General features: G+C 62.6%; 29 protein-coding genes, 1 pseudogene and 1 other annotated feature. Of the genes and pseudogenes, 10 read left to right on the top strand and 20 right to left on the bottom strand.

All coding sequences use genetic code 11. From position 1 onward, the window contains the following. Positions 1-73: 73 nt before the first annotated feature. The 5 genes from WDB91_RS09415 (at position 74) to WDB91_RS09395 (ending at position 4,654) form a co-directional block, all read left to right on the top strand. The gene (locus WDB91_RS09415; RefSeq protein WP_339112307.1) at positions 74-847 is read left to right on the top strand and encodes a helix-turn-helix transcriptional regulator; all 774 of its coding nucleotides are present in this window, start codon (positions 74-76) and stop codon (positions 845-847) included. 277 nt (positions 848-1,124) lie between these two features. Then, positions 1,125-2,495, top strand: coding sequence for an IS1182 family transposase (locus WDB91_RS09410; protein WP_339112261.1), 1,371 nt, complete (start codon positions 1,125-1,127; stop codon positions 2,493-2,495). A 325-nt stretch (positions 2,496-2,820) separates the two neighbouring features. Then, positions 2,821-3,318 carry a TetR/AcrR family transcriptional regulator gene (locus WDB91_RS09405; RefSeq protein ID WP_339112306.1) on the top strand — a complete coding sequence of 166 codons (498 nt, stop codon included), beginning with the start codon at positions 2,821-2,823 and terminating at the stop codon, positions 3,316-3,318. Next, entirely contained in the window at positions 3,318-3,752 is a 435-nt protein-coding gene (locus tag WDB91_RS09400; RefSeq protein ID WP_339112305.1) for a DMT family transporter, read from the top strand. The genes WDB91_RS09405 and WDB91_RS09400 overlap by 1 nt, the downstream gene beginning before the upstream one ends. 8 nt (positions 3,753-3,760) lie before the next feature. Then, positions 3,761-4,654, top strand: coding sequence for an alpha/beta hydrolase (locus tag WDB91_RS09395; RefSeq protein ID WP_339112304.1), 894 nt, complete (start codon positions 3,761-3,763; stop codon positions 4,652-4,654). Between the two features lie 181 nt (positions 4,655-4,835). Here the strand turns inward: WDB91_RS09395 and WDB91_RS09390 are convergent, their stop codons facing one another. Further along, positions 4,836-5,696 carry a LysR family transcriptional regulator gene (locus tag WDB91_RS09390; protein ID WP_339112303.1) on the bottom strand — a complete coding sequence of 287 codons (861 nt, stop codon included), beginning with the start codon at positions 5,694-5,696 and terminating at the stop codon, positions 4,836-4,838. A 98-nt stretch (positions 5,697-5,794) separates the two neighbouring features. Here WDB91_RS09390 and WDB91_RS09385 point away from each other — a divergent pair, with 98 nt between their 5' ends. Both WDB91_RS09385 and WDB91_RS09380 read left to right on the top strand, forming a co-directional pair. Beyond that, positions 5,795-6,703, top strand: coding sequence for an alpha/beta hydrolase fold domain-containing protein (locus WDB91_RS09385; protein ID WP_339112302.1), 909 nt, complete (start codon positions 5,795-5,797; stop codon positions 6,701-6,703). Next, positions 6,700-7,335 (top strand): SDR family oxidoreductase, encoded by a 636-nt coding sequence (locus tag WDB91_RS09380; protein ID WP_339112301.1) that lies wholly within the window; start codon positions 6,700-6,702, stop codon positions 7,333-7,335. The genes WDB91_RS09385 and WDB91_RS09380 overlap by 4 nt, the downstream gene beginning before the upstream one ends. Before the next feature lie 190 nt (positions 7,336-7,525). Here WDB91_RS09380 and WDB91_RS09375 read toward each other — a convergent pair whose 3' ends face one another. Next, the gene (locus WDB91_RS09375) at positions 7,526-8,008 is read right to left on the bottom strand and encodes a MarR family winged helix-turn-helix transcriptional regulator (protein WP_339112300.1); all 483 of its coding nucleotides are present in this window, start codon (positions 8,006-8,008) and stop codon (positions 7,526-7,528) included. A gap of 66 nt (positions 8,009-8,074) precedes the next feature. Between WDB91_RS09375 and WDB91_RS09370 the strand changes: the two genes are divergently transcribed. From WDB91_RS09370 to WDB91_RS09360, 3 genes and pseudogenes are all read left to right on the top strand, one after another. Continuing rightward, complete coding sequence (locus WDB91_RS09370) at positions 8,075-9,607, top strand: FAD-dependent oxidoreductase (RefSeq protein WP_339112299.1); 1,533 nt, start codon at positions 8,075-8,077, stop codon at positions 9,605-9,607. 33 nt (positions 9,608-9,640) lie between these two features. After that, entirely contained in the window at positions 9,641-9,817 is a 177-nt protein-coding gene (locus WDB91_RS09365; RefSeq protein WP_339112298.1) for a hypothetical protein, read from the top strand. Between the two features lie 59 nt (positions 9,818-9,876). Then, a pseudogene (locus WDB91_RS09360) lies at positions 9,877-11,082 on the top strand (IS3 family transposase). Next, positions 10,158-10,273: a sequence feature (AL1L pseudoknot), on the top strand. It overlaps the preceding pseudogene by 116 nt. 300 nt (positions 11,083-11,382) lie before the next feature. Here the strand turns inward: WDB91_RS09360 and WDB91_RS09355 are convergent. From WDB91_RS09355 to WDB91_RS09270, 18 genes are all read right to left on the bottom strand, one after another. Then, positions 11,383-11,757, bottom strand: coding sequence for a hypothetical protein (locus WDB91_RS09355; protein WP_339112297.1), 375 nt, complete (start codon positions 11,755-11,757; stop codon positions 11,383-11,385). Beyond that, entirely contained in the window at positions 11,739-12,461 is a 723-nt protein-coding gene (locus WDB91_RS09350; protein WP_339112296.1) for a lysozyme, read from the bottom strand. The genes WDB91_RS09355 and WDB91_RS09350 overlap by 19 nt, the downstream gene beginning before the upstream one ends. Before the next feature lie 575 nt (positions 12,462-13,036). After that, positions 13,037-13,528, bottom strand: coding sequence for a hypothetical protein (locus tag WDB91_RS09345; protein ID WP_339112295.1), 492 nt, complete (start codon positions 13,526-13,528; stop codon positions 13,037-13,039). Further along, positions 13,525-13,821 (bottom strand): hypothetical protein, encoded by a 297-nt coding sequence (locus WDB91_RS09340; protein ID WP_339112294.1) that lies wholly within the window; start codon positions 13,819-13,821, stop codon positions 13,525-13,527. The genes WDB91_RS09345 and WDB91_RS09340 overlap by 4 nt, the downstream gene beginning before the upstream one ends. 44 nt (positions 13,822-13,865) lie before the next feature. Continuing rightward, entirely contained in the window at positions 13,866-14,198 is a 333-nt protein-coding gene (locus WDB91_RS09335) for a hypothetical protein (protein WP_339112293.1), read from the bottom strand. A 10-nt stretch (positions 14,199-14,208) separates the two neighbouring features. Further along, positions 14,209-15,240 carry a hypothetical protein gene (locus WDB91_RS09330; protein WP_339112292.1) on the bottom strand — a complete coding sequence of 344 codons (1,032 nt, stop codon included), beginning with the start codon at positions 15,238-15,240 and terminating at the stop codon, positions 14,209-14,211. Then, positions 15,240-16,154 carry a hypothetical protein gene (locus tag WDB91_RS09325; RefSeq protein ID WP_339112291.1) on the bottom strand — a complete coding sequence of 305 codons (915 nt, stop codon included), beginning with the start codon at positions 16,152-16,154 and terminating at the stop codon, positions 15,240-15,242. The genes WDB91_RS09330 and WDB91_RS09325 overlap by 1 nt, the downstream gene beginning before the upstream one ends. Next, positions 16,151-22,180, bottom strand: coding sequence for a hypothetical protein (locus tag WDB91_RS09320; RefSeq protein WP_339112290.1), 6,030 nt, complete (start codon positions 22,178-22,180; stop codon positions 16,151-16,153). The genes WDB91_RS09325 and WDB91_RS09320 overlap by 4 nt, the downstream gene beginning before the upstream one ends. Positions 22,181-22,305: 125 nt before the next feature. Then, a complete protein-coding gene (locus tag WDB91_RS09315) occupies positions 22,306-22,563 on the bottom strand; it encodes a hypothetical protein (RefSeq protein WP_339112289.1) in 258 nt (85 codons plus the stop codon). Continuing rightward, positions 22,560-22,766 carry a cold-shock protein gene (locus tag WDB91_RS09310; protein WP_339114496.1) on the bottom strand — a complete coding sequence of 69 codons (207 nt, stop codon included), beginning with the start codon at positions 22,764-22,766 and terminating at the stop codon, positions 22,560-22,562. The genes WDB91_RS09315 and WDB91_RS09310 overlap by 4 nt, the downstream gene beginning before the upstream one ends. Before the next feature lie 139 nt (positions 22,767-22,905). Beyond that, positions 22,906-23,907: a Hint domain-containing protein gene (locus WDB91_RS09305; protein ID WP_339112288.1), complete on the bottom strand. Its 1,002-nt coding sequence runs from the start codon at positions 23,905-23,907 to the stop codon at positions 22,906-22,908. Positions 23,908-24,013: 106 nt separating this feature from the next. Beyond that, entirely contained in the window at positions 24,014-24,265 is a 252-nt protein-coding gene (locus WDB91_RS09300) for a hypothetical protein (protein ID WP_339112287.1), read from the bottom strand. Between the two features lie 92 nt (positions 24,266-24,357). After that, entirely contained in the window at positions 24,358-24,813 is a 456-nt protein-coding gene (locus tag WDB91_RS09295) for a hypothetical protein (protein WP_339112286.1), read from the bottom strand. 115 nt (positions 24,814-24,928) lie between these two features. After that, a complete protein-coding gene (locus WDB91_RS09290) occupies positions 24,929-25,378 on the bottom strand; it encodes a hypothetical protein (RefSeq protein WP_339112285.1) in 450 nt (149 codons plus the stop codon). A gap of 3 nt (positions 25,379-25,381) precedes the next feature. Then, positions 25,382-25,600: a hypothetical protein gene (locus tag WDB91_RS09285; RefSeq protein ID WP_339112284.1), complete on the bottom strand. Its 219-nt coding sequence runs from the start codon at positions 25,598-25,600 to the stop codon at positions 25,382-25,384. Between the two features lie 38 nt (positions 25,601-25,638). Continuing rightward, positions 25,639-26,049 (bottom strand): hypothetical protein, encoded by a 411-nt coding sequence (locus WDB91_RS09280; RefSeq protein ID WP_339112283.1) that lies wholly within the window; start codon positions 26,047-26,049, stop codon positions 25,639-25,641. A gap of 1 nt (position 26,050) precedes the next feature. Next, positions 26,051-26,371, bottom strand: a complete 321-nt coding sequence (locus WDB91_RS09275; protein WP_339112282.1) for a hypothetical protein — start codon at positions 26,369-26,371, stop codon at positions 26,051-26,053. Beyond that, positions 26,368-26,700, bottom strand: a complete 333-nt coding sequence (locus tag WDB91_RS09270; RefSeq protein ID WP_339112281.1) for a DUF2190 family protein — start codon at positions 26,698-26,700, stop codon at positions 26,368-26,370. The genes WDB91_RS09275 and WDB91_RS09270 overlap by 4 nt, the downstream gene beginning before the upstream one ends. Positions 26,701-26,741 lie beyond the last annotated feature (41 nt).

Here is a 26,741-nt window from a genome sequence, read left to right as displayed (position 1 = left end):
TTCGTCTTGGACTGTGTCTTCAAGAGTGATATCAGGTTGCCTCATCGATATGTGGCCAACAAACATCGCTGAAATGCCAGATTTACCCCCGAAGGTGACACTGCACAGAGTCCTGAAACGGCGGACGGAAGCTCTGCCTGAGCATGCGCATGATCAGGCGCAGCTGACTTTCGTTGCCTCGGGGCTGGCCCAACTGCGGACCGAGGGCGGGGTCTGGCTTCTGCCGCCGCAGCTGGCAGCTTGGGTTCCGCCGGAGATGCCGCATCGACTGGACATCATGACCGATGCCGAGCTTCTCGTGGTGCTGTGGCCGCCCGCCGCGTTGCGTGCATCGGCGCCGGAGGACTTTCCCGCGCGGGATTTCGTGTCTCTCGTATCACCGCTGTTGCGCAGCCTGCTGGATGCACTTGCGGAGTCCGATATTTCGTCGGAGCGGGGCAAGATCATGCTCCGGCTCATCCTGCACGAGCTTCGGGCCATCGAACAGGCCCCGACCTACCTGCCCATGCCTGCGAGCGAGATCGGGCTGCGGGTGGCGGAAATCGCGCTGGCCGACCACCGCAATGACCTGCCGCTCGAGACACTGGCGTCCCGCGCCGCCACATCCATGCGCACGGCAAGCCGCCGGTTTCCGGAGGAGACCGGAATGACATTGAAGGCCTGGCGTCAGCGCGCCCGCATCCTTTGGGCCGTTCCGGAACTCGGGCAAGGCAAGGCCATTGCTCAAGTCGCCCGGGAGACCGGTTTTACAAGCACTGCGGCCTTCTCCCACGCCTTCCGGCAAGTCATGTCCCAGACACCGAGCGAGTTTCTCGCATCATACCAGCACGACGAAAGCATGGTGTGACGGACCACCAAAAAGATTGCTTTGGGTTCGAACCGGGCCTGCGGCCGTACTGCGCACTGGCAGCCCAGAAGAGTGGGGCCGTCCGGCAGAGACGGCCCTTACCGGACATTCATCGGGCTACTCTATCCGGCGGTGCAGTTCGCTGAACCCGCCGTTGTGGCACTATGCGGCACGACCCAGCTGCTCGACGTCAGCATTGCGGAGATATTGTTGAAAAAGTCCGTTGCTTGACGCCCGAGGCTTTGATTCACTCGTTCTGAGAGTGGAGGGCATTGCAATGATGGGGCCAAGGCAAGTTGCGCAGGGCGCTTTGTTTTACGATTTCTCTATTGAGAGTTTCGTGCCGTTGGATCACCCGGTGCGGGGTATCGACCGGTTCCTCGACCTTTCGGATGTACGGCCAATGCTGGCACCGTTCTACAGTTCTGGCGGGCGCCCCTCGATCGATCCCGAGCTGATGATCCGCATGCTTCTGCTGGGCTATTGCATGGGCATTCAGTCCGAGCGGCGGCTTTGCGACGAGGTTCATGTTAATCTGGCATATCGTTGGTTTTGCCGGCTCGATCTGACCGACGCGGTGCCGGATCATTCGACATTTTCCAAGAACCGGCACGGGCGTTTCCGTGAGAGCGGGCTGTTCCGGCATCTGTTCGAGACCGTTCTGCAACGATGCATCAATGAAGGTTTGGTCGGCGGTCACAGCTTCGGCGTCGATGCCAGCTTGATCCCGGCGAATGCCAATCAGACGCGAGGCGTCGACAGCAAGGAAGGCCTGTCGCCAGACCTGCTGTCTCGAGCCGTGAACGAATATATTGAAACACTCGACGATGCAGCTTTCGGCGCCGCAACCGCAGTCGTTCCCAAGTACATCTCGCCAGTAGACCCGGCTGCCCGCTGGACGGGAGCCGACGGCGGTGCCGCATACTTCGCTTATTCTACCAATTATCTGGTGGACTTGGATAATGCTGTGATCGTCGATGTCGAGCCAACAGCTCCGATACGGCCAGCGGAGGCGCGCGCCGCACGGGACATGATCGACCGCGTTCAGCAACGCTTTGGCATCAAACCCGGAAAGTTGGTCGGCGATACAGGCTACGGATCGGCCGAAATGTTGGGCTGGCTGGTGGAGGAGCGCAAGATTGCCCCTCACATCCCCGTCTGGGACAAATCGAAACGCACCGACGGCACCTTCTCGCGGGACGACTTTGTCTACGATACGCCCACCGATCGGTATACGTGCCCTGCCGGAAATACGCTCGAGACGTCCCGCCGGAAATTCTCTACGCCGCGCACCACGAATGTCAGCAAGGACGGATTGATCCGCTACCGCGCGCGCAAGCAGGATTGCGACATTTGCCCGTTAAAAGCGCAATGCTGTCCGACCCAACCCGCCCGAAAAGTGCTCCGCTCGGTTCACGAAGCGGCCCGAGACATCGCTCGCGAAATTCGCAAAACCGACGCCTACATGACCTCGTTCATGCAAAGGCGAAAGGTCGAGATGCTCTTTGCCCATCTGAAGCGTTACATCGGCCTGCGCATGATGCGTCTGCGCGGACCCAAGGGTGCAACCGAGCAATTCCAACTCGCCGCAACCGCCCAGAACCTCCGCAAACTGGCCAAGTTGGTGCCCGGGCCAGCCCCCGCATGAGCGGAGCCGGCAATCCGATCTTTTAGGATCGTACGCAAAACGCTTCGAACGTCGACTTTATCAACAATATCCGGACACAGCTGCTAATCGGTCCCGCTTGCAAACGAGGGTCTGGCGCTATTCGACGCCCCCGCTGAAAATTTTCTTGAATTGACCAGAAAGACTGTAACCTATAAATAGGAAACGAATGATTCCTAAATAAGGTAACTCTATGGGCCCCACACCAGAAACACGCCCTCGTGGCAGACCTCGAGCCTTCGACGAAGACCGCTTCCTCGATGCATCAATCGCATTGTTCAGCGCTGCAGGCTTTGCCGGGGTCAGCATGTCCGATCTGAAGACGGCGTCCGGGCTGACGACCGGCAGCATTTACAAAGCCTATAACGGCAAGGAGGGCGTCTTCGCCTGCGCGCTGGCCCGCTACATCGCCCTGCGCGAAGCCGAAATCGACGCACGCCTGAGTGCCGAGTCAGATGCACGGCAGAAGGTTGCCGCCCTGCTACGGATCTTTGCCGCGTTGAGCCAGGGCCGGGATGGGCGTCTAGGCTGCATGGTCGTTTCCGGAGTGGCTGATCTGGACCTTGTCGGCGATGCAGCGACGATACTGCGCAATCAGCTGGCGACGCGACGGGACCGGCTGGAGCAGCTGATCAACGAGGGGCACAGCGACGGCTCGATTTCAAAAGAAGTCGACCCTGCCACGACCGCCGCCTTGCTGCTTGCCATGCAACAGGGTATGCGCATCTTGGGAAAGGTCGAGCTCATGGAAATGGACAGCGGGACCCTTGTCGCTGGCGCGCTCCGGCTTCTCGGGCAAGCCTGATGCCGTTTCTCATCCTCTCTGCCCTGCTGGCAGGTGCCATGCTACCACTGCAGGGCGCCTTCAATGCCAAGCTCGCGCGCGCTCTGGGATCGGCCTTCTGGGCGGCCGGCATCTCTGCGCTACTCTCGGCTTTCCTGTTGTTCGGGGCAGGCATTTACCTGACACGCGGATTGCCCCGAACGGTTGACCTCGTTGCGCTGCCACTCTGGGCCTGGGCGGGCGGGATCTGTGGCGTCATCACGCTGGCGGGGATAGCCTTTGCGACGCCGCGCCTTGGTGCCGCTGGCATGGTCGCGCTCGTGATCACCGGGCAAGTCGTGTTTTCGCTTCTGCTTGACCGCCTTGGAATGTTCGACATGCCGCAACATCCGCTGACCCTTCAACGATTTCTGGCCGCCGGCATGTTGCTCGGTGGTGCGGTTCTCATTCGATAGGACTTCCCATGACCTCGATAACACTTTCTTCCGCTCCCGAAGGCTTTGCGCACCGTTTCAAGCGTGTCGATGGGCTGCGCTTCCACTACGTCGATGGTGGGCGCAAAGATGCGCCCGCGTTGGTCTTGCTGGCGGGGTACCCTCAAAGCAGCTTCGCCTGGCGTGGAGTCATGACAGAGCTGCGGGACGAGTATCGCATCGTGGCCATCGACCTGCCCGGACAGGGCGACAGCGACAAGCCGCTGGATGGCTATGACACGCAGACCGTTGCACAGCGCCTGCACGGGCTGATCCAAACGCTGGATCTTGGGCAATATTTCCTAGCGGCACATGACGTTGGGGCCTGGGTCGCCTTTCCCTATGCGCATCAGTTCGAGCCCGAGATCAGGGCCCTTGTCCTCATGGATGCCGGTATTCCTGGCGTGACCCTACCAGAACATTTGCCCTCGGATCCCGATAAGTCATGGAAAACCTGGCATTTCCCCTTCCATGCCGTGCCCGACCTGCCCGAGATCCTTCTGGAAGGCCGCGAACTGCCGTATCTCGAGTGGTTCCTGCGGGAGAAGACCGCACATCCTGGTGCCTTTGACGAAGCGGCACTCAAGGAATACTTGCGGATCTTCACTGCACCAGGAGCACTTCGCGCCGGGTTGGCTTTCTATCGCTCGGCCGCTATTTCTGCCAGACAGAACAAACGCTTGGGCCAGGCGCAGCGCCTTTCCCTACCGGTTCTTGCCCTTGGCGCAGATCAGGGCTCAATCCCCGATCTCTCCGGAGCGCTTGCACCGTTCTGTGCAGATGTCCATTCGAACATCATCGAGGAGTGCGGCCATTTCCAGCCAGAGGAGCAGCCAAAAGCGGTTGCCTCCGCTCTTCTGGATTTCTTTGGCCGAAGAGGCTGAGACGACAGCAGGCACGGGGCAGGAGGCCGCACACAGGTGCTTCCAGGTGCGCCGTCGCTCCTGAGATATAGATCTGGGACGTGGGAAGGCCGGCTCCTACTTGTGACGGGCTTTGAAGGGGGCAGCCCTTGCGGCTGCACCGTTCCACCCAACCATTCGCGTGAACCGTGATTCACACGCTTCATTCAGGTGTCCGAAATCTGTTCGATACGAAGTCGACGAAGGCCCTGACCTTGGGCGAGGTCAGGCGGCGGGCGGTGTGCAGAACCCAGATCTGTGTGGCGCTGCCCTCAACTGTCCCCATGTTGAGCAGCTTTCCACGGCGCAGGTCCCCATCCACAAGGGAATGGGGCAGCGCCGCGGCGCCCGCACCTTCAAGCACGGCTGTCCGGACCAGCACATAGCTTGGAAGCTTCAGCACGACCGACCCGGCGATCTGACGCCCACCTGCGTTTGATTGCACGGTCCAATGCCCCTGTGTCTTTTGGGAGGACAGGATGACGGCGGGGACCTCCCCGGCGGCCCGCGCTGCAATTGCGGGCGTGGCGACCAAGGTCAGCCAGTCTTCCATGAAACATCGCCCGACCAGACCATGAGTATCGGGCGGGTTCACGCGGATGACGACGTCGAAACCTTCGTCAACAAGATCAACCTGACGGTCGTCGGCCTGAACGTCCAAGACTACGCCGGGGTGGCGGGCCCGGAATTGGGCCGCGAGCATGGCCATATGCATATGGCAAAAGAGTAAGGGCGCGCTGATCCGTAGTTGTCCATGGGGGTCATCACGGCGGCCCTGTATAGCCTCGCGCAGCTCCGCGAACTCGAGAAGCAACTCCCGTGATCTGGCATGAAGCGCGCGGCCCTCATCGGTCAGCCGCAGGGTGTTTGCACCACGCTCTACCAGCCGTACGCCCAGATCATCTTCGAGACCCGCAAGATGGCGCGAAAGCGTTGCCTTGGAGCGCCCAGAGGCGCGGCTGGCGGCGCCAATGCCGCCGTGTTGTGCAACCAGCACGAAGTCCTTAAGGGCAAGCAGATCCATCGGTATTCCATTTATGAAACAATAGAGACCATTTTTAGCATCTACCATATCACTATTGAAGCGCCATATGCGTGTTAGCCAAAAAGGAGATCCTGATCATGACACGCATTAACCACCCGCTGAGCCCTGCAGATCGCATCACCATGGGCGCGATGCGGGCCTATCTGAAACTTCAGCCGGAGATGGTTCTGACGCCCGAGGGCCGTGAGGCCTATGACGCCTTTATCGGCGCAGTACCCACGGCCGACGGGGTGATGTTCGAGGAGGCGCAAATCGCCGGCGTCGATGGGTGGTGGTGCCGCCCTGCCGACCGGCAGCCGGGCGTTGCCATCCTCTACATTCACGGCGGGGCTTTCACGCTCGGCTCCGCTCGGAGCTACCGCCATTTCGCCAGCCATTTGGCCCGTGCGGCGGGTGCCGTGACCTTTGTGCCGGACTACGCGCTGGCGCCCGAGCATCCATACCCCGCAGCGTTGACCGATATTCGCTCGGTTCTGCGCGGGCTGCGGGCCACGGGTGTCGGACGGGTTGGAGTGGTCGGGGACTCGGCTGGCGGCGGGTTGGCGCTTGCCATCGCACAGATGACTGATCCCGAGGTGGAAGCCAGCCTTCCCGTTATCGACACCGTCGTTGCCCTGTCCCCTTGGACGGATCTGAGCCTTGCAGCGCCTGGTATCGCCGAACGGACGGCCGCCGATCCCCTCCTGTCGCGGGCGCAGCTGAAGACGGCGGCCAGTCTTTATGCGGGCCATGTGCAGGACCTGCGTACGCCGGATCTGTCGCCGTGCTTCGGGCTGAAGGGCAAGATGCCGCCCACGATGATCCATGTTGGCACGGACGAGATCCTGCTCGACGACGCATTGGCCTATGAAGGCGTGGCGGAGGTTCACGTATGGAGCGGTATGACCCACGTGTTCCCCGCCAGTCTGCAATCTCTGGAGGCCGCGCCCGAGGCCATTGCGCTGACGGGGGCCTTCCTGAGGGCACAGTTGGGGCGTGGGGCATGAAGATCCTGGTTCTTGGCGGCACCGGCGGCACCGGCCGAGCCATTGTCCGCGAAGCTCATACGAATGGCCACGAGGTGGTCGTCCTTGCTCGGTCTTCGAAAAAGGCGGCGCCGCTCCGCGATACGGCGACCATCGTTCCAGGGGACGCGCTTGATCCCGTGACGGTCACCATAGCACTATCAGGATGCGACGGGGTAATCAGCGCGCTCGGGCCTACCAGGCTAAGCCCATTGAAGGAGGTGACCTTGCTCTCCGGATCCACGCGTGTACTGGTCGAGGCAATGCAGGCGCAGGGCGTTCGGCGGCTGGTGGCCATCACCGGAATGGGCGCCGGTGACAGCCGCGGCCATGGCGGGTTCCTGTACGACCGGCTATTCCAGCCGCTGCTGCTTGGTCCGATCTACAAGGATAAGGACCGACAGGAGGCACTCATCCGCGCCAGCGGTCTGGACTGGACAATCCTGCGTCCCTCGGTGCTTACAGATGGCCCTGCAACCCGGACGGTCCGGGCGCTAACCGATCTGCATAGCTTCCACGGCGGGAAAGTTTCGCGGGCAGATGTCGCCCGTTTCGCCGTCACCGAATTGGAACGCATGGATTGGAAAGAAAAAGCGCCGATCATTTCGCAGTAGACGCCGTAACTGCCCATCGCAGGTGTTTCGCGCAGGTGCTCATGTGGCGAAATCAGGTGCCGACCTCGACTGACCGCAATGACTTATCGCTGCCGTTCGCCCTAGGTGCAGCGAAGGTCCGGAATCCGCCCACACCGGCAGGACGGTTCAGTTGTAGAGGAAGTCCGCTCAACGATCTCAATCATCTACGCTATGGCGTGTCAAACGGTATCGAGCCGGTCACTTCGCGCATTCCTTTCGCCAGCTTCTGCACAAGATGAACGAGCTCCCCAACCTCTCCCTCGTCCCAGGACTCGAATATTACCCCGGCCATCCTGGCGCGAGCAGCATCGACGGCGTCAGTCATCAACTGCCCATGCGGCGTGATGCAGGCTTGGCGGATGCGGCGGTCGCGCGCACTGCCGCGCCTCTTGACAAGGCCGAGGTCGTCAAGCTTGGCCACCTGCCGGCTAACCGTCGTGTAGTCACGACCGACGCGGTCTGCCAGCTCCACAACACCCAAGGGGCCGAACCTCTCGACGCTGACAAGCAATGCGAAGAGGGCGCGGTCGAGGTTAAGTCCAGATGCTCGAAGCATCTCCTCATCAACCTGCGGGTTGTTCATCAGGGCCATGATATCGAGCAGCGCGATATGTAGTTGGCGCGTAAGTGTCGATATGTGTGTATTTTGCATATTTATCCTTGGCAGAATCGACAGATTTAATTATGTGTATTTTGCACATAATACGGAGAATTGCAAATGCTTGAAGACCTGGACGTTCTGATCGTCGGCGCGGGACCGGCGGGGTCGACCCTTGCCGTCGACCTTGCGCGGCGCGGCGTGAGCACCCGCATCATCGACAAGAGTCCGCACGGATTTCCCGGATCGCGCGCCAAGGGCATTCAGCCCCGGTCGCTCGAAGTGTTCGAAGACCTCGGCGCGCTGGACGACATCCTCGCTGCCGGGTCTCCCTACCCACCTCTGGGCATCCATCTGGGGCCGGTCCGAATCCCCAAGCGGATGTCCAAGCCGGCGCCCGAAAGCGACGCTACTCCCTACCGCGACACCTGGTTGATCCCGCAGTTCAGCACCGACTCGATCATTCAGAAGCAGCTCGCGCCGTTCGGGGTGCAGGTCGAATACGGCACGGAACTTCTCGGGGTCGAGCAGGACGACAGCGGGGTGACGGCGCGGATCGCAGGCCCCTCCGGACCCGAAGAGCTGCGCGCCCGCTATGTTGTGGGGGCCGATGGAGGCGCAAGTCTAGTACGCAAGAGCGTTGGCATCGCCTTCGAGGGGCAGACCAACGAAGCCGACCGGATGATCATCCTCGACTGCCGGATCGAAGGCCTGGGACGCAATCACTGGCACGTCTGGCCCGGCCTCGGGGGCCGGTTTGCCGGGGCCTGCCCGCTGCCGCATGGCGACCTCTTTCAGGTGATGATCCGCCTGCAGCCGGGCGAGGCGCCCGACTTGTCCGATGCCGCGTTGAACGAGCGGTTCCGGAAGCAGACCCGCTCCGGCAAGCTGCGGCTGAGCGACATACAGTGGAAAACAGTCTTCCGTCCCAATATCCGGCTGGCGGCGCGTTACCGTGAAGGCCGGGTATTCCTGGCAGGCGACGCGGCGCATGTTCACACGCCCATGGGGGCCCAGGGGCTGAACACCGGCATCCAGGATGCCTACAACCTCGGCTGGAAGCTCGGTCAGGTCCTGGCCGGTGCCCCCGAGACGCTGCTTGAAAGCTACGAGGCCGAGCGGCAACCGATCGCCGCGCGGGTGCTCGGCCTGTCGACCGCGAAATACGAGGCCCTCAATCGGCTCGATCCTGCCAGCATCAAGCGGGGCGCGGATGAAAAGCAACTCGGCATCACCTACAAGGGCGGCCCGCTGGCCAGCTCCGAAGCCGAGGCAACCACGACACTACAATCGGGAGACCGTGCACCCGACGCGAAGCTCGCGGATCAGGACCGCACCCCCTTGCGCCTGTTCGATGTAACCCGCGGCCCAGCCTTCACACTGTTCGCCATTGGGCAGGAAGCCCGGGCAGAACTCGCAGCCGTCACTTGGCCCGAGAACGGCGCCGGACTGACCCGCGTAGCCATCGACGGAACGGCCGGGAAAGCGCTTTCGCTGAGCGATCCGCAGGGCTCCTTCCGGTCCATTTATGGCATCGCGGCAGACACGCTGATCCTGATCCGACCGGACGGCTACATCGGTGAAATTGCAACCCATGACCGTATCGCGGCGATCAACAACTTCGCATCCCTCGTGGCGCCAATCACCGCCTGACCCTTTCCAACTTTTTCGTGATGGAAACCGACCATGAAAGTTCTTGTTGTCCTCAAACAACCCTACGAGGGCAGCTACTGCGCCGCCATTCTGGAAAGCATCCAGACCAGCCTTGCCGACTATGGCCATGAGCTCGACCTTATTCACCTTGATCGGGATGACTTCGATCCTGTCATACACGGTAAGGACCTAAGGGTCATTGCAGTATGACGATACTGAACCACCCCGGGTTTGCCGGAGGCTCCAACTCTTGATTCGGGTAGAGCATCATGAGAAAGATAACGAACAAGTTTTCCCCAGAAGTGCGCGAACGCGCCGCACGGATGGTTCACGACAATGAAGGGCAGCACGGCTCTCGGTGGCAGGCCATCACGTCGATTTCTGTGAAGATCGGGGGTTCGGCGAAGACGTTGAGCGACTGGGTTAAGAAGGCTTAGATCGACGGCGGCAAGCATGTCGGCATTCTGAGCGACATGGCTGACAAAATGAAGGCCTTGGAGCGGGAGAACCGAGAACTCCGGCAGGCCAATGAGATCCTGCGCAAGGCGAGCGCTATTTTGCGATGGCGGAGCTCGACCGCCGGCCGAAGTGATGGAGGATTTCGTCGAGGTGCACAGAGATGCGCATGGGGTCGAGCCGATCAGCAAGGTGCTGTCGATCGCCCCCTCCACCTAATATAATCACTTGGCGAAGCGGGCCGACCCAGCGCAGTTATCGGTCCGCGCGCGCCGTGATGCTGCTTTGCGGCCCGAAATCCGACGCGTTTTCGAAGAGAACTGTCGCGTCTACGGCGTCCGCAAGGTCTGGCGGCAGCTCGTCCGGGAAGGGTTCGATGTCGCGCGTTGCACGGTGGCGAGGCTCATGAAGGACATGGACATTCAAGGCGTCATCCGTGGCAAGCCGCACAAAACGACGATCCCTGACAGAAAATCCCTATGTCCGCTGAACAAGGTGAACCGCGAGTTCCGCGTCCCCGCGCGGAACATGCTCTGGGTGAGCGACTTCACCTACGTCGCCACCTAGACCGGCTTTGTATGTGTCGCCTTAGTCATCGATACCTATGTGCGCAAGATCGTCGACTGGCGTGCCAGCACTTCTGAATAGACCGGGTTCGTCCTTGATGCTCTGGAGCAAGCGGTCCATGACCGGCGGCCGACAAAGGGCATGGGGCTGGTCCATCATAGCGACAGAGGGTCGCAATACCTATCCATTCGTTACACGGAAAGACTGGGCGAGGCCAGCAGTGTGAGTGACAGCTACGACAACGTTTTGGCCGAGCCATCAATGGCCTCTACAAGGCCACCTCACATCGCTGTGGTCTCTAGCGCAGCTTCGAGGCCGTCGAATATGCCACGCTGGAATGGGTGGACGGGTTCAACAACCGGCGCCTCCTTCAGCCTATCGGGAATATCCCACCAGTCGAGGCAGAGGCGAACTTCTAGGCAACTCTGGAAACCGAAGACATGGCAGCGTAACTAACGACAATCAGACTCCGGCAAAACCGTGGCGGTTCAAGTGCCCACGAGGTCGGGGGAGATGGTCTTTCGCTGCGCTTAGTTCGAATGTCGGCAAAGGGCCGAGTGCTTCATTCAACCATACGTTCAAACGCCTCCACCGCAATCCGACGCCGCCCATCACAAGCGATCAGCTCGTCGCCAAGCCGAGTAATGCTCACCGCGTCATCCGCCAGCGTACCGCCCGTTGAGAGGAGGGACGCCGGCGAGGCGCACGAAATGCGGACGGCGGCTAACAGCACCACCTGCGGGCGCGGTGCTTCATCGGCCACCACCGGCCCAGTGGTCGCGAATTGACTGCAAGCGGCCAGCAGGAATACCGGGGCCGCCAAGATCAGGGTCAGCTTCAATTTCATCGATAAGCCTCCTTCGGGCTATGTCTCTTTCGCCCTGCGCGATCATCAGGGCGCGTTCTGCCTCTGCCAGCGCCGCATTGGCGGCGTTGGTCTTCTGGATTGCCTCGGCGGTGCGCTGGCGCTCTGCGAGCAGGGCCGCGGTTTTCTCCGCATCCCATGCCGCCTGCTTGGCCGCGAGCTGCGCACCGAGCCTCCAGCCCTGCACGGCCCACCCTGCCCCGAAGCTCGCCGCCATCATCAGCAGAAGGACGGCGCCCGCGATTACAGACCGGACAGGCATAATTCACGCTCCGCCTTGCGCCGGTTGGTCAGGCCACGCACCACGCGGCCGCCGGCCTTGTTCCACATCAGGAGCGCATCGCAGGCCCCGAGCAGATCTCCAGCCAGGGCGCGGCGCGACATGCTCGAGCGGCAAAAGCCATGTGACCCGATGTTGTAAGCCGCACTGATAAAGGCCGCGCGGGTCCGCTCCGGCAGGATCAATGGCAGACAGGGCCTGATCTCGGCCTCGAACTGCGCGACCCGCTTGGCAAGCTGCGTCCGGCACTCGGCCTCGGTCGCCACATCGCCCATTTTCACGCCTTCTGTCTCGCCAAAGCAGATCGTCGGGATGCCGACGATATCGCGATAGGCGCGCAGCTCCTTGCCTTCCCAGGGCGCGATCGTGGTGATCGCCAGCGCGATCGCGATCGCGGCCGCCACGCCGGCCACGCCCGCCGCATGGCGCCTGCGCAGCGCCCCGCTCTCGTCTCGGCCGAGATCCTCGGACCAGATGCCGGATTGCTGGACCAGCCGCGCGATGGTGGCCGCGATCGAGATGAGGCCAGCCAGCGCGGCAAACGCCCCGGGCGGCATGCCGAGCAGATCGGCATCGAGGAGCGAGACCACGACCTCGAGGCCGGAAAGCACCGCCGTCAGCAGGATCAGGCGGATCGACCAGGCGCGCAGCAGCACCTCGCGCCAGTCGGGCAAGAGTTTGAACATTCCATTTCTCCATAAAAAAAGACCCCACCGTTTCGGTAGGGCCTGAGCTGACAACAAAGCTGCAAGATGAAAGGGCCCTTTAGCCCTTTCGGTAAATCTCTATCGGGGGGTCGTACTGAACGCTGAACGATCCGTCACCATTGTCCAAAACGGCAGTTCCATCGGCAAGGTTGTAGCTTTTAACGCCGCCAACACTCAGAACTTTACCTGATGGCAAAATACGAGTTTTACGGGGCCGCTGTGCGTATAAAACATATTGCCGTCCGGCACCGTCTTCGCATGTAAACTGGTATGAATCGTCCATCGCATTCTCGTGATTATTTTATCGCTAATAATAACGATGAATGAAAACGCGCTATGTCTTTTTACATCTTTCTGAACGGAAGTCATAAATTATTTCATTTTGAATCTTCATGAAAACAATTCCTTATCAGAAGAGTTTAATTAATATCAGATTATATGAACAATAATATCAACTATATTGATCTTTTAAAATTCTTGCTTCAACGTGAGACTGTTAGCGGTAGCTTTGTTGATGTACGGGCGCGGCGTTACTCAGGTGACAGCCGCGCCCACTACCTCCCCTCCCATTTCCCCTCAACAAACAGGTTCACCTGCACGGTCTTCTCGCGCGAGCATTGGTGATAGGCCCAGAGCTCGTAGCGCTCGGGGATGGCTTTGGCGGCCGGCCAGACGATCTCCCATGGGCCCCAGGGCTGTTTGAGGCGGTTAGGCGGACGTGAGCCCGGCGGACGTAGTTCTTCCTCAGCCGAGGTATCGACCACCGCACGGTAGCTGGTGCCGCCGATCACCACATAGGCGGCGAGCCCGCGATATTCGCAGCGGCGCTTGACCATATCGCCCATCAGCTGCAGCCCCTCGGGCGTCACGCTCGAGGAGGTCACCTTCACCGCCACAAAGGGCGTCTGGCCGGTGAAGTCGCGCCAGGGCCGCGAGGATTGCGCCTGCCGGATCCACGGCTCGGCCACGGCCAGCACCGCGATCGTGGCCAGCACCCAGATCGGCAGGCGGTTGGCGCGGATGGCGGTTTTGATGTGATCGCTCATTTGCCGCCCCCCAGCTTCTTGCGGATCATGTCCTTGAGGAAATCGCGATCACGGACCATGGCGGTGAGCACATCGAGCACGATGAGCCCGACCGACATGATCGCCACCGCCGCCAGCACTTCGGAGCCGCGCACATAGGGCGCAACCGAGGGCGAGAGCCCCACGGTCAGGAAGGCGCTGGCGGCGGTCTTGGCGAGTCGCTTGACGAGCGGCTCGCGTTCGGCGTCGCGGGTGGCGACATAGATCACCATCCCCGCCAGCACCGCCCAGTATTCGATAGGTTTGGAGAACATGCGCCCCTCGCTTCGCTCATAAAAAATCCCGCCTCGGGGGCGGGTCATCCTGCGTCTTCTGTGCTGGTCTGGTCGGGCTCAGGCTCGGGTGGCGCCGGCAGCGGCACCGGCCCGCTGGTCACCGTGACAGAATCAGGGAAGCGCTGCGCCTCGGAAGCGTTGTCGCCGATCGGCAGGAGCAGCGTGACGGTCCAGTCGCCGCTGGCCTGCGTGGCGCTCTGGATGTAGCCGGCGAGGCCCGTCTCTGCGTCATATTCCAGCGCAGTCAGAGTGAACTCGGTGCCGTTGACACTGAGGGTGTCGCCCTCCACGGACAGTTCGTGGAGTTCGTAATCGGTGCCCGGACGGCGGACGATGGGTGAGAAGATGATATTCATGAGCGTCTCCTTAACGCCAGCGACCTGTGGCTCTGACATGGACAATCGCGGAATTTCCACTGGCAAAATCCGTGGCTCCCGCAGAGCGATAAAGGCGTACCGCAGTACCTGTCGCGCTCGGGGTACCGACCCCACAGACGGCAAGACCTGTGGGCCCGACATTCGCCGAAAGCGAAGAGACATTCAGCGTCGTTTGCAGCACGGGGATCGATGAGAACGCAGCCGGATAGGTCCATGAGGCGCTGATGAGCGTCGGCCCTTCATAGGCCAGCGAGACCTTGTTCCAGCATTCCTGCGTTCCGTCCGCAAAGCGGGTGTAATCGCCATTCGCGTTCGAACCGGTCTGGATCACGGCGCCGGTCGGTTTCGTGCCGTCATACCCTACGGTCCCGACCACATTGTTCTCCGTGAAGACCTCGAACCAACCGGTCAGCGAGCTGTCGGAATTATGCCTGCCGATAAACATCCGCCTGCCGCCCGAATCCTGATAGAGCAGCGTTTTGGCATAGGTCGAGTGGGTCATCACCCACATCGTGCCCCAGTTCGTCGGCGCTCCGCCACTCCCGCCCAAGAAGTAGATGCCTGACGAATTGGCATAGAAGTCCGACATGTCATATGTCGCCATACCACTTGTGCCTGCGGGGATGCCAAGGCCGAACGCGCCGGTTTTAAGAATACGCGAAAGCGTCGTGTCATAGGCATCCTGCTGGATCCCCGTGCCGCCCAGCACCGCACCATTGGCCTTCAGCACCCCGCTCTGGCCGATCAGGCTGCGCCCATCCGCCGTCAGATCCGCCATGGCCATGGCACCTGCCCCTGTGAAATAAGGCAGCTTGTTGGCCGCGCCACCCAGATGCGCGAAGGCCGCGATATTGTCCGAGGGCACATCGCCGATCATCGTCTCGATCCACTCGCCCATGCCCTGCATGTACTCGCCCATGACGGGGAACCAGCCGAGGAAGCCTTGGGCTTTGGCCGCAAAGCTCGGGTCGCCGAGGATCGGGGCCTCGTTGGGCGGTGGGGTATAGGTGGGTTTTGCCATCAGGCCACTCCAGTTAATGTAAGGGTTGCAATCGTGCGCCCGCCGCCCGAGAGCGCGGGGAAGAAGTCATCAGCCACGCCGTAGACCGCGAGGGCGAAGGGCGTCATACCGTCGCCCGGGTAGAAATAGGCCGGCGCGCCGCGCGCCTGCTCGAGCGCGCGCTGGATCCGGCGATTGGCGGCCGTGTCAAAGGCCAGCTGCCATTCGGCCTTGCGGGCCGTCGGGCGTTTGACGATCGAGACATTGCCATAATCATCGGTCTCGCGGCGGGAGTAATCGGTAAAGCCCGAGCGCGAGCCATCGAGCACATCGCCCAGATATTCCCCCCGCCCCATCACGATCTCGGCCACAGAGGCCGTGCCGCCCGGATTGGAGATGGTGATCTCGAGCGTGAAGCCCGAGAGCGCGCCCAGATCGACGAAGACCTGCTCGGGGTCAAAGCTGTCCTCATAGGTGAAGAAGTCGGCCCAGCTCTGGATCTGGCTCGTATCCAGCAGATCGGCCGTGCGGTCATAGACCACGCCGCCGCCCGCATCGCGGATCACCACCTGCAACGAGATCGCCACCAGATCGATGAAGGCGATCGCATCGACCCGCGCGGGGAGCCCCAGCGTATAGGTGATGCTCTCCCCCCGCGTGGTGGCCTGCCCCAGCGTGGCGTCAAAGGCCCGCCAGCGATTGGTCGAGCCGACCTCCACCCAGTAGTCCCCGGCATTCGTGCCCGAGACCGGATGCACGCCCGAGCTAGGCGCCAGCGCCTCATAGATGCGATGGGTGGCGGTGAGGATGACCCGATTGCCCACCGCATAAGCCGTGCCAGAGGCCCAGTTGCCATAGTCATCCTCGGCCACATTCGAGGCCTGCATGTTCCCCGCGCCCAAAGGCACGGGGATGATCATCAGGGCTTGTGTCATTGCGCTTCCGCCTCCCGCCGTTCTTCGATCATGCGCAGCTTGCGCATGTCATTGGTGCCGCTCAGCCCCAGCTGACGCTGTTCGCTGCGCATACCGGCCAGTTCTTCGCGCAGCGCCTTCACCTCGGCCAGAAGCGCTGCGTCAGCGCCCTGCCCGCCGCCGTTACCACCCGAAAGCATCCGCCGTGTCTGATCGGCCGACCAGATCCGGCTGGCACCGGTGGCCTCGATCTCGGGGCCCTTCTCGCCCACGAGCCGCAGACCGCCCGCGTGATGGCCACCGCGGGCAAAGGCCGGCACGCCGCCCATTTCCTCAATCTGCGCGCGCAGCACCGCCATCTTCCGCTCGAGCGCCGGCGCATCGCCGATCAGCGAGACCAGCTGGTCCTCGAGCCCGCCCTTCGTCCAGTAAGCCTGACTGAAGCCCGAGATGTCATCGCCGCGCCCGTAATCGACATGGGTCGCCGCATAGGAGACCTTGCCCTCCGCATCGACGGCGAGCGTGGCATCGCGATTGCCATTGCGGATATCGACACCCGTCGATTGCTCGAGCGCCTTGATCTGCGCGATGACCGAACTGGCCGTGCTGATGACACTGGCCTTCTGGTCGGCCAGCGTGGCGAGGCTCGCCTGTGCCTTGGCCAGCGCCTGCGCCGCCCTGGCTTGGGCCAGCTGCTCATCCATAACCTTGCGCAGATCGATGAGCGCCCCGCGCAAGCCGGTCATCGCCGCCTTGGCCGAGGCCATGGGCGTGGCGACCGAATTGGTCATCAGGCTCGCAAAAGCCGAGCTCGGATCGAAGCGGAAGGACCCGCCCAGTGTGATCCTCCCCGCACTCGCCCCCGAGACCGCCGCCAGCAGGCTCTTCTGCTGCGCGGTCAGCTCCGAGAGATCCACCGTGCCCTTGAGCGTGCGGGTCAGCGTCCCGCTTGCGGCCCTGAGCATGCGGATCTGGTCGCCCGAGAGCGACCCGAGCCGCACCGTGCCCGCAATGATGCGCGAGACGGTGAGCGCCGCGCTCGAGAGCGCCGCCCGCTGATCGGAGCTCAGACCTTTGGCAAAACCCGCGCGGATGGTGATCGCCCGCGCGGCCGATGTGTTGGCGTTCAAGAGGAGCGCCTTGATCTGCGCGGATTGGTTGCCCGCCAGCACCCCTGTGATCTGCGCGATATAGCCGCCCTGCTGCGTGAGCAGGATCCGGCGCTGATCGGCGGTGAGCCCTTTCGAGAAGGCCGCCTCGATCATCGCGGCATAGCTGCCCTGCCCCGCAAATACGAGCTTACGCAGATCGCCCGTGATCCCCTTACCGAAGCTCGCATTCACCGTCACCGCATAGGCGCCGATATTGCCGAGTGCGAGTTTGACCGCCCGTGCATCCGCCTTGGAGGACAGCGCCACATTCACCACCCGCGCCAGCTCGCTATTGCCGGCCAGCGCCACGCGCATGGTCTCTGCATCGAGCGTGCGCCCCGTCAGCAGGTTCACCGTCTTCTGCAGCTTGGAGGTCGTGGCGAGCGCCAGCGACCAGACCTTGGCCTGCGGTGTGCGCCCGAGCTGGAAGTCGAGCACACGCGTGAAGGCCTTGGCCGCATCGAGGGCAAGCGATTGCACCCGCCCCGAAGGCAGCACACCTGCCACGATCGACAGGCTGCGCCGGAAGCCCGTCGGGTCTTCCAGCGCCAGCGCCTGCACTCGAGAGGAGACCAGCTTGCCTGAGACCAGATCGAGGATCCGGCGGAACTCTTCCGCCTCGCCCAGGGCCAGCTTCTGCACGGAGCCCGAGACCGACTGCCCGACGCGGAAGTTGATCACCTTGTCGAGCGCGTCGATATCGTTGAACACGATCGCCCGCAGATCCGAGGGCAGGCTCTGCGCCACCCAGCGGATCGATTTGAGAAGGCTCGAGGCATCCTCGAGCGCCAGCGCCTGCAGGTCCGCGGGCAGCAGCGTCCCCGACATATAGCTGATGGTCTTCACCAGCGTATCGGCCGAGGTGAGCGCCAGATCCAGAAGATCCCCGCTGATCTGCCCCTGATCCGCGATCAGGCTGATCGTCTTCACATGTTCCGAAGCCCCGGTCAGCGCGAGCCATTTCTGATCGGCCGAGAGGTCGGATCGGGTGATGAAGTCCACATAACGGGTGACACCAGAGGCGCTGTCGGAAAGCATCGCCTTCAGATAGTCGGGGATCTTCGCATCCTCGACCACATCCACCGCCAGATCGATCTGTTTCTGCAGGCTCGCATAGTTGATCTCGGCCGCCGCCGTGATGGCGTCATCAAGGCTCCCGAGTTGCGTCTCGAGCGTGGTGATCTGCTCCTCGCTCAGCGCATTGCCGGCCGCCAGATAATCCCGCGCCTCGGCCATCAGATCGACCTGTGCCTGTGTGAGGCTGGCGATGGCCTCGGACTTCGCCCCCTCGATCTGGGCGATGCCTTCCACCTGCCCCAGATCGGAGGCCACCCGCGCCTGGGCACGCGCCACATCGAGCGCGCTGCTGGCCGTGGCCGCGACCCGCTCGAGATAGGTCTGCGCCACACCGGTCAGCCCGCTTGTGGCATCGAGATCGCCCGCCTTGGCCGAGGCGAGTGTCGACTGATAGCGCGCGGCCGAGAAGGCCAGTGCCGATTGCGGCGAGGTCATGGCCGAGGCCGTCCCGCGCATCTCGGCCACGAACTCCGCGATACTATCGGCGGCCTTATACCAGTTGGTCGCCGCCTGCGCCGAGGCCTGTTGCGCCGCGGTATAGGCGGTGATCGCGCCATCGAGCGAGGTCGAGACCTGCCCCGAGAGCGCCTCGATCTGCGCCGTGAAGGAGGCCACCTGCGGCAGGATCTCGTCAAAGACGCCGGCCATGCCCACAAGCGTGGCCCAGAGCTCCCGCCCGCCTTCGGTGGTCAGATCCATCGCATCGACCAGCGCACGGTATTGATCGCGGCTCTTGGGCATGGCGATCCCCATCTCCGCCAGCGCCTCGGTCGTCTGACGGGTCAGCGTGGCAAGCCGCTCGCTCTCGGAATAGACCGCCTGGTAATAGCTGCTGACGGCCGTCCCGAAGGCCTCGTCACCACCGAAGAGCTGCGTGAGCTGGCTTGCCATATCGGCCCCCACCAGCCCCGTGGCACGGAAGGCGTTGCCCAGCGTATCCATCGCCGCATTCACCGTTTGCAGCGCCGAGGCCAGGCGGTTGATGGTCTCCATCGCGCCCTCGCCCGAGGCCGAGAACGCCTCAAGCCCCGCCACTTGGCCAGCATAGGCATCGCCCAACTCGGTGAGCTTGTCCTGCAGCACTTCCAGCGCCTCGTCTTCCGAGAGGCCCTTGGTGGAGAACTTCAGCTCATAGGCAAAGCCGTCGAAAGCTTCGGCCCCGATATCAAGCGCCGCGGCCGCGGCGGCAACCGAATCCTGCACGCCATAGACGGCCTGCGTGATCGGGTCGGCCACAGCGCTCGAGGCCGTGGCATATTTGGTCTTCTTCGATTTGGAGAGCCCCCACCATTTGGACTTCTCGATCCGCTGATAAGTCTGCACCGAGACATCGCCGTCCTCGATCAGCGCGCGGATGCCGGTATCAAGCACCTTGGTCTTGCCGATGAGCCCCGAGATCAGAAAGCCCACCGCCGCCACTGGCAGCGCGATCGCACCCACGGCTGCCGCAAAGCCCGCAATCCCCGAGGTCGCCCCGCCCAGAACGGAGGTGAGATAGGTGCCCGCCGCCGCCAACCCGCCGCCTGCGCCGGTGAGGCTAGTGACCAGCCCGCCCGCACCCGAGATGAAGGCATTGACCGAGGTGCCGATAACGCCCGCAAGCCCCAGCCCGCTGGTCGCGATGGAGCCGAGGCTGGCGCCGGGCATCACGCCCGTGGCCGCTGTTCCCGCCGCGGCCGTGCCGGCGACGCCCGAGACTGAGCCCGTGACGCCCATCGCCACCAGAATGCGGTTCTTGGCCGCCGTGGCGATCATCTGTTTGAGCCAGGATTTGAACATATCGCCAATGCTCCCCAATGTGCCGCGGAACCCCGTGAAGAGCCCATCGACCAGCGTGTCTGTGAGGTCGCCCACCAGCGGCAGACTATCGGCCAGATCGGCATTGAGCTGCGCCATGGCCTTTTGAACTTCCTCAGGCGTCAGAAGACCTTCCTTCGCCAAAGCCGTCAGCTCGCCCAGCTCGCGGCGATAGCGGTTCATCGGATCGATCAGATCGCGCCAGCGCTCGGCCTCTTTGGCCTGTGCTTTTGCGAGCTTTTGCGCGGCCTTGAGCCCTGCGGTGTCCGCTTTGGTCGACGCCTTTTGCGCGGCCGTCAGCTGGTCGAGCGTCGCGAGCTTCTCGGACATCGTCTTGATCTGTGCCTGATCGATGGCGAGCCGCGCATCGGCGGCGAAGGCATCCTCGCCCGCGGCCACCGCCGCATCGCGCCGCGCTTGCGCTTCCAGCTCGAGCCCCGCGATGCGCGTGGCATTGGCCACATTCTGCCTGTTCCGCGTGGCCTCGATCTGAACATCGAGCGTTCTGATCTGCGCATCGAGATTGGCCGAGAAGCCCGTGGCCGCTGCCATGGCCGAGGCCAGACGCTGGGCGGCATCGGCCGCACTATTGAGCCCCACCGGCAGATTGGCCGCGATCTTCTCGGCCTGCTCGGCATAGCCCGCCAACCGCAGCGCCTCGATCGCCGTTTGGGCGGCCGCCGAGGCCGCCTCCTGCAGATCGGGCGGAATACGGCCCGCGCTATCCTTCACCGACATCAGCACCTGTGTCAGATCCTTGGCCCCTGCCGCCACCTGATCGACATCGCCCGAATTGATCTTGGCCATCGCATCGGCCACGCCGCGCGCCTCGATGATCGTCAGCCCGAACTGGCTCTGCAGCTGGCGGATGCTCGTCTGCGCCATGGTCAGGAAATCCTCGCGCAGCGCTCCGCCCGCCTGACGGGTCGCGGCATCGAACCGGTCCACCTGCACCACCAGATCGGCGAAGCGCTCTCGCAGGGCGCCCGTCGAGGCATCGAGATCATTCATCGCCTTCAGCTGCGCCAGATCCAGTATCGCGAGGTTCATCTCGCGGGCGGCCTCGGCATTGAGCCCGAACTCCTTACGCAGGGCCGCCATCGGGATAGCCGCGACATCGAGGGCCGATCGTAGATCCCCAAGCGAGCCTTCAAGACCATCGACCGCCTCGCCCATATCCTTGGCCTTCTTGCCAAAATCCCCGAGCATCGGCAGCACCACCGCGCCCACGGCCACCAGCGTGCCCAAAGCCGAGCCGATCATCGCGAGCTTCCCCGAGAAGCCCAGAGCCCCCAGAAGCTGCGGCGCCTGCATCGCAAAGGCCCGCATCACATCGGTGCCGCCTGCGATCTGCACAAAAAAGTCCTGCACCTGGAAGGAGGCATTGGAAAACGCCGAGGACATCCGCGCCGAGATCCCGCCCGTGCGCTGCATCACCCCGCTTGTGGCCGAGAGCTGCTCGCCCAGAAGCCGCAGGGTATTGGCCCGCGCACGGTCATCGACCACCCCCGCCGCTTGGGCTGCATTGAGTACCTCCACCGCCTGCCTGTAGCGCTGCGAGCTGGCGAAAAGCGGATCGACCGAGGCCCGCAGGCTCTCGTAGCTGCGCGCCGCATTTTGCACCGTGCGCGCGGCCTCCGCCTGCGCCGCCTCGCCCGCCCGCGCGGCCTGTGCTGCCCGATCGGACGCCGTGGCCACGCCGAGATATTTGGCCGCCGCCTGCTCGAGCACCTGATTGGCCGCCCGCTGGCTGGCCACGCCGCTCTCGACAAACCCAGCCACCTGACGCTGGATATCGGCATAGCGCTGGGTCGCGGCAAAGGCCGGATCTATCGAGGCGCGCAGCTGGTCAAAGGACCGTGCGGCCTTCACCTCGACCGAATTGCGCACCCCCGCCCAGGCCTGATTGATATTGCCCGCCATCTTCTGCGCCTCGGCACTCGCCGCCCGCGCCCCCGACTGGAACTGGCTCAGGTCCAGCCCGAGCTTCGCCTGCATCGCACCCATCTGGCCCATCGCCATGGCACACCTCTTTTACATAGAAAAAGGGGCAGACCGTGAGGTCCGCCCCTGGGGGTTAGTGCCGCGCGAAGCGGCGATCTTGTAAATCTTTGAAGAACGCCCAGACGGCTCAGCAGCCCGGCTCGTTAACGCGCTGCGTCGCGGGCAAGTCTCGCCGCTTTAAGCCGCGCTGTTTTCTCGGAGCGATTCTTGAGCTCCTCCGCTTGGAGGACTTTGAAAGATGCATCGGTTCTGATGCGCTTTTTGTCGCGGACACGCGCAGCGTCGCTCAGCATGCTCTCAGCGTCGGCTTGGCTTGTCTCCATCGCGCCAGATACTGGCAGTTTCGTCGCGATGACTTCGGTCCGCTCCACCTTCTGGAAAAAATCGTCAGAAGTGCTCATAGCTGCACCAGGTTGGTTGCGGCCATCCGGCCGTTACGGTCAATCTCGGAATCAAAGCTGATCTTCTGACCCTCATTCAGACCACGCAAACCCGCGCGCTCCAGCGCTGTCACATGGACGAATACATCCACCCCTCCATCATCAGGCTCGATAAAGCCGTAGCCTTTGGTGCTGTTAAACCACTTCACGGTGCCATTAGCCATTTCCGTAAACCCTCCCCACAAACCGCCGTCGGCGACATGCGACAACATTCTAGCTTCGAGCTAGGCTGCGTGGGCAAGCGAGCAAGAGCACCGGTCGTAACGGCAATTCGAAGGGATGCGGGCGACACTCTATCTGGCGTTACGCTATCAGCTTGGATTCGTACGCCCGTAAGCAACGCCTTGCTGGCGCAAGGTGCATATCAGTGAGTTCAGGAAAAAGACCTTCGAGTTCGGCCCGTAGCTCGCCATTCATTTGGGCAAGGATACTGTCACCAAAGAACATCGTCTCGGTTGCGGCTCCGTCCGCTTCAATAATCTCATGTCGCTCGCAGGCTATGTGCAAGTAGCTCACGCTTGGCCTCGGATCGATACGGATCGTCGTCCCGTTCACGAGGTGTATGGCACTAGCCAGAACTTCGTCCTCTCCAAACAAACATTCGGCTTGAAAACCTTCGACCAACATACGGTGTTGTTGGGAGACAAGCATGTCGCGGTTATTACCTAAAGCACCGGCCATGATCATTATCGGAGCGTTGCGTCCAATTCCAATACGTTCTGTCCGTCCACACCAGACGATCGGTTGCGCACCATGATCGCGGGTCATCACCATGTCTCCGATATTTAAATCCTCGATTAGGCGTAGACCTTCAGGCGTGCGAATAAGTGTCCCGGGCGTAAAACATGGCACGTCACCCGCATCATCCACACTTGGCTCGGTCGAGGACATGGCTGAGAATGGAAGCTTCGTCTCCGTCCGTTCGGGGAAGATGGGCCCATAGGTCATTGTCCCATCCGTAATACCACTTAGGTCGATCAGATATCCAGAGCTTCCACCGAATAGGAATTCATAGGTCGAGCTGGAAGCACGACCGCTGAACACGTCATCTTGGGGATTAAGCTGCGACGCGACGGTATTGCCCGAGGAATCGTAAATCGTTACCCACTGTCCATTGGCAAAATAGTTGCCATTGACTTGTGTCACCACGACCTTGAAGTAATCGCTAGCGGTTCCCAACGCCTTGACCCCAGTGACAGTCACTTTCAGATCGTCACCAGAGTTATTGTTTGCATTACCCTGAGAGGAGGCAGTTGCATAAGAAGCGATCTTATCGCCCGTGATGTAAAGCGTAACTTCTGTCATCACATACCCCGACTGGATGCAGCTTTGCACTGGTAAAGGCGCCTCCAGTTCCAAAATGTAAAGAGGGCTTTGCGATCCGGATCACAGAAGCGGTATATTTCAAAGGCTACTCGCCATTGAAACATCTCCCCACGGCCAACGGATCTTCCCCCGCCTGACGTGCCGCAAAATACCCCGCGCACATCTCGAAGAGCAGCTCCGCCTCCCAGCCTTCGGTAATCCGGCCTGTGGCCTGCATGAAGGCGCTGATCTCGGGCCAGTCGGTGGCGCGCAGATCGAGGCCGGTGGAGCGGACCGGATCGAGGCGGATCATCGCCTCGACCAGATAGCGCCCGGCATCGAGTTCGGGCAGCCCCAAAGGCCGCCCCATACGCTCGGCGAAGGCCAGCCGGGTCTCGCTCCACGATCTGGGCGTGGAGTGGAGATGGCCCAGCTGGCTTGCATAAGCGATCAGCGCGCGTTTGCGTTTCCCAGATAGCTTTCGCGCTTGGAGGCAAAGGCCAGCACCTGCTCGGCGAAGCTCTTCTCGCCCTCTTGGCCGTTGATCATCTGCAGGTTCAGGAACCAGCGCAGATCGTCCTCGGAGGTGCTAAGCGCCGCCTCCCCCCGCGCGATATTCTCGAAGCCGGTGATTAGGGGCACCGCGCCATCGACCATCTGGGCATGCAGGTCCTCGAGGGTGCGGGCCTCCTCGCTTTCTTTCTTCGGCTTGTCCTTCAGCTTGGCGCGCTGGACCGCGCGCAGGGCCGATTGCACCGCACGGCTCTCGGTGCCGCGCACCAGCACGACGCAGGGTTTGGTCCGCGCCTCATCGGCAAAGAGCTCCTCGCCCGAGGCGGGGTCCTTGAGATGCAGGCGGGCGGGTTTGTCTGCGGCCGAGCGGCTGTCGAATTTGGTGAAGTCCATGGGTTTATCCTTCAGGGTTCGGGTTCAAACAAAAGGGCGACTGCGGGTGAACCACGCCCGCAACCGCCCTGCTCCGGCGCGCAACCCCGTGCGCCGGAGATCTCTGTCAGTCGGCTTAGGCCGCGGCGACGCGGACCAGCGCCGAGTTGATCCGGAACTGGCCGGTCATGCCCTTGGCGGTCGAGGCCGTGCGCGAGCGGTCGCGGACATTCGCGACCTTGGTGTGGAAGTAGATCACCTCGCCATCGGGATCGGTGATCTTTACCGACACATCCTCATTGGTGTTGGACTTGGCCTTGAGGATCTCCTGGCCCGCATCGGTCTCGCCGGTCAGCAGGAAGGTGAAGTCACAGGTCCCGCCATCGAGCGCGCCGTTGACGTGCAGCGTGCGACCCTTGAGCGTGGTCTCGGTGGTATCTTCCGAGGTGTCGCCGATCTCGCCGAACTCGGTGATCTCGCCCACTTCGGCAAAACCGGTGAGCGCGCCAAAGCCTGCCGCATCGAGCGTCGCGGGTTTGCCTTCGGCCACTTCAACAGTGGCGCCGATATAGGTGCGTTGGGTCATGGCTTAGCCTTTCTTCTCGGGAGTGCTGCTGGGGGTGGCGCTGGAGGCTTTGGTCTCCGCCGTGAGGATGATCGCGCCCGAGCGGATCCGCCCGCCCAGCACGTTGCGGTTGTCGATCAGATCGAGCACCGGTTGCGGCAGCTCGGTTTCTTTGCCGGCGGGCAGGACATGACCGCTCGGCAGGGTCAGATCGCTCGACCCGGTATTCTTGACCTTCGGCATCGCGAAGCTCCTTTGCTGTGAGGAACGATCCCCGCGCCTCATCGGCGCAGGGGTTTGAGATAGTGCAGCGTGAAGCTGACAACGGCGGTGCCGATCACCGCCTCGCCCTCGCCATTGAGCGTTGTGGTGACCTCCTCGGGCGTGAGGGTCACGCGCTGGCCCCCAAACGCCCCCATCACCGCCGCCTTGATCGCCTCGGCATCACGGTCGAGCTGGTCTTCCAGATCATCGGCCCCGAGCCGCTTGATCACCACCTGCAGGAGCACCTCCCGCTCGAAGGAAGCGAGCGTGCCCGGACGCCCCCGCTCGCGCGGGGTGGCCACACCCATCACCGGCAGATCATTGGCGGAGAAGTTCCCCGCCCAGGCCGAGACAAGCGTAACGCCCGCGAGATCGGGGGCGCTGGCGAGTGCCTCATGCGCGAGCTTGCGGAACTGCGTCCGGCTCATGTCAGACCTCCTTCAGCTCGCAGAGGATCAGCGCATCGCCGGCCGGCGAGCCCGAGGGATGGATGGTGGCGAGGCGATAGGTCTTGCCCTGCCCCGGATCGATCCGGTCATCCCGGGCGAGCTCCGGCACCAGATCGCGGCTCACCCGCCATGTGGGCGCGGCAATCACGATCGGGGTGCCGTCTGCGCCCTCGATCTCGATGGGGGCGGCGCGGAAGATCGACTGGATCTCGCGCGGGGCCCCGCCTTTGGGGGTGTAGGTGACCACATCGCCAAAGGCCGCACTCAGCACTCCCGCCATGCCGGCAAAGACGCCCGTCACCGGATCCCGCCATCAAGAAGCACCACCCCGATCTCGGAAGGGTCATCGGCCGCCTCCAGCGCCACGCCCACGAGGCTATTGCCCGAGGCCACCGTGGTCACCACATCGCCCGCGGCCGCCAGATAGATCTTCGCACCCACCGTCCAGGCCTGCGCGGAGGTCTTGGGCAGCTCGAACACGCCCCGCCGGATCAGCGTCACGGGATCGCCCGCTGCCGCTGCGCCTTGCGCCACCCCCGTGATGGCGCCGATCTTCACCAGTTGGCCCGAGGCCACTGCGGCCTCCGCCGTCAGGGTGATATTCTCCCCCGCATGCACATAGTTCTTCATCGCGATCTCCTTCTCGCATGGGTCACAATGACGACGGGCGC

Origin of the sequence: Thioclava sp. GXIMD2076, assembly GCF_037949795.1 — a bacterium.
In the GTDB taxonomy this organism is placed as follows: domain Bacteria; phylum Pseudomonadota; class Alphaproteobacteria; order Rhodobacterales; family Rhodobacteraceae; genus Thioclava; species Thioclava kandeliae.
This window is presented reverse-complemented; position numbering and strand designations above follow the sequence as displayed.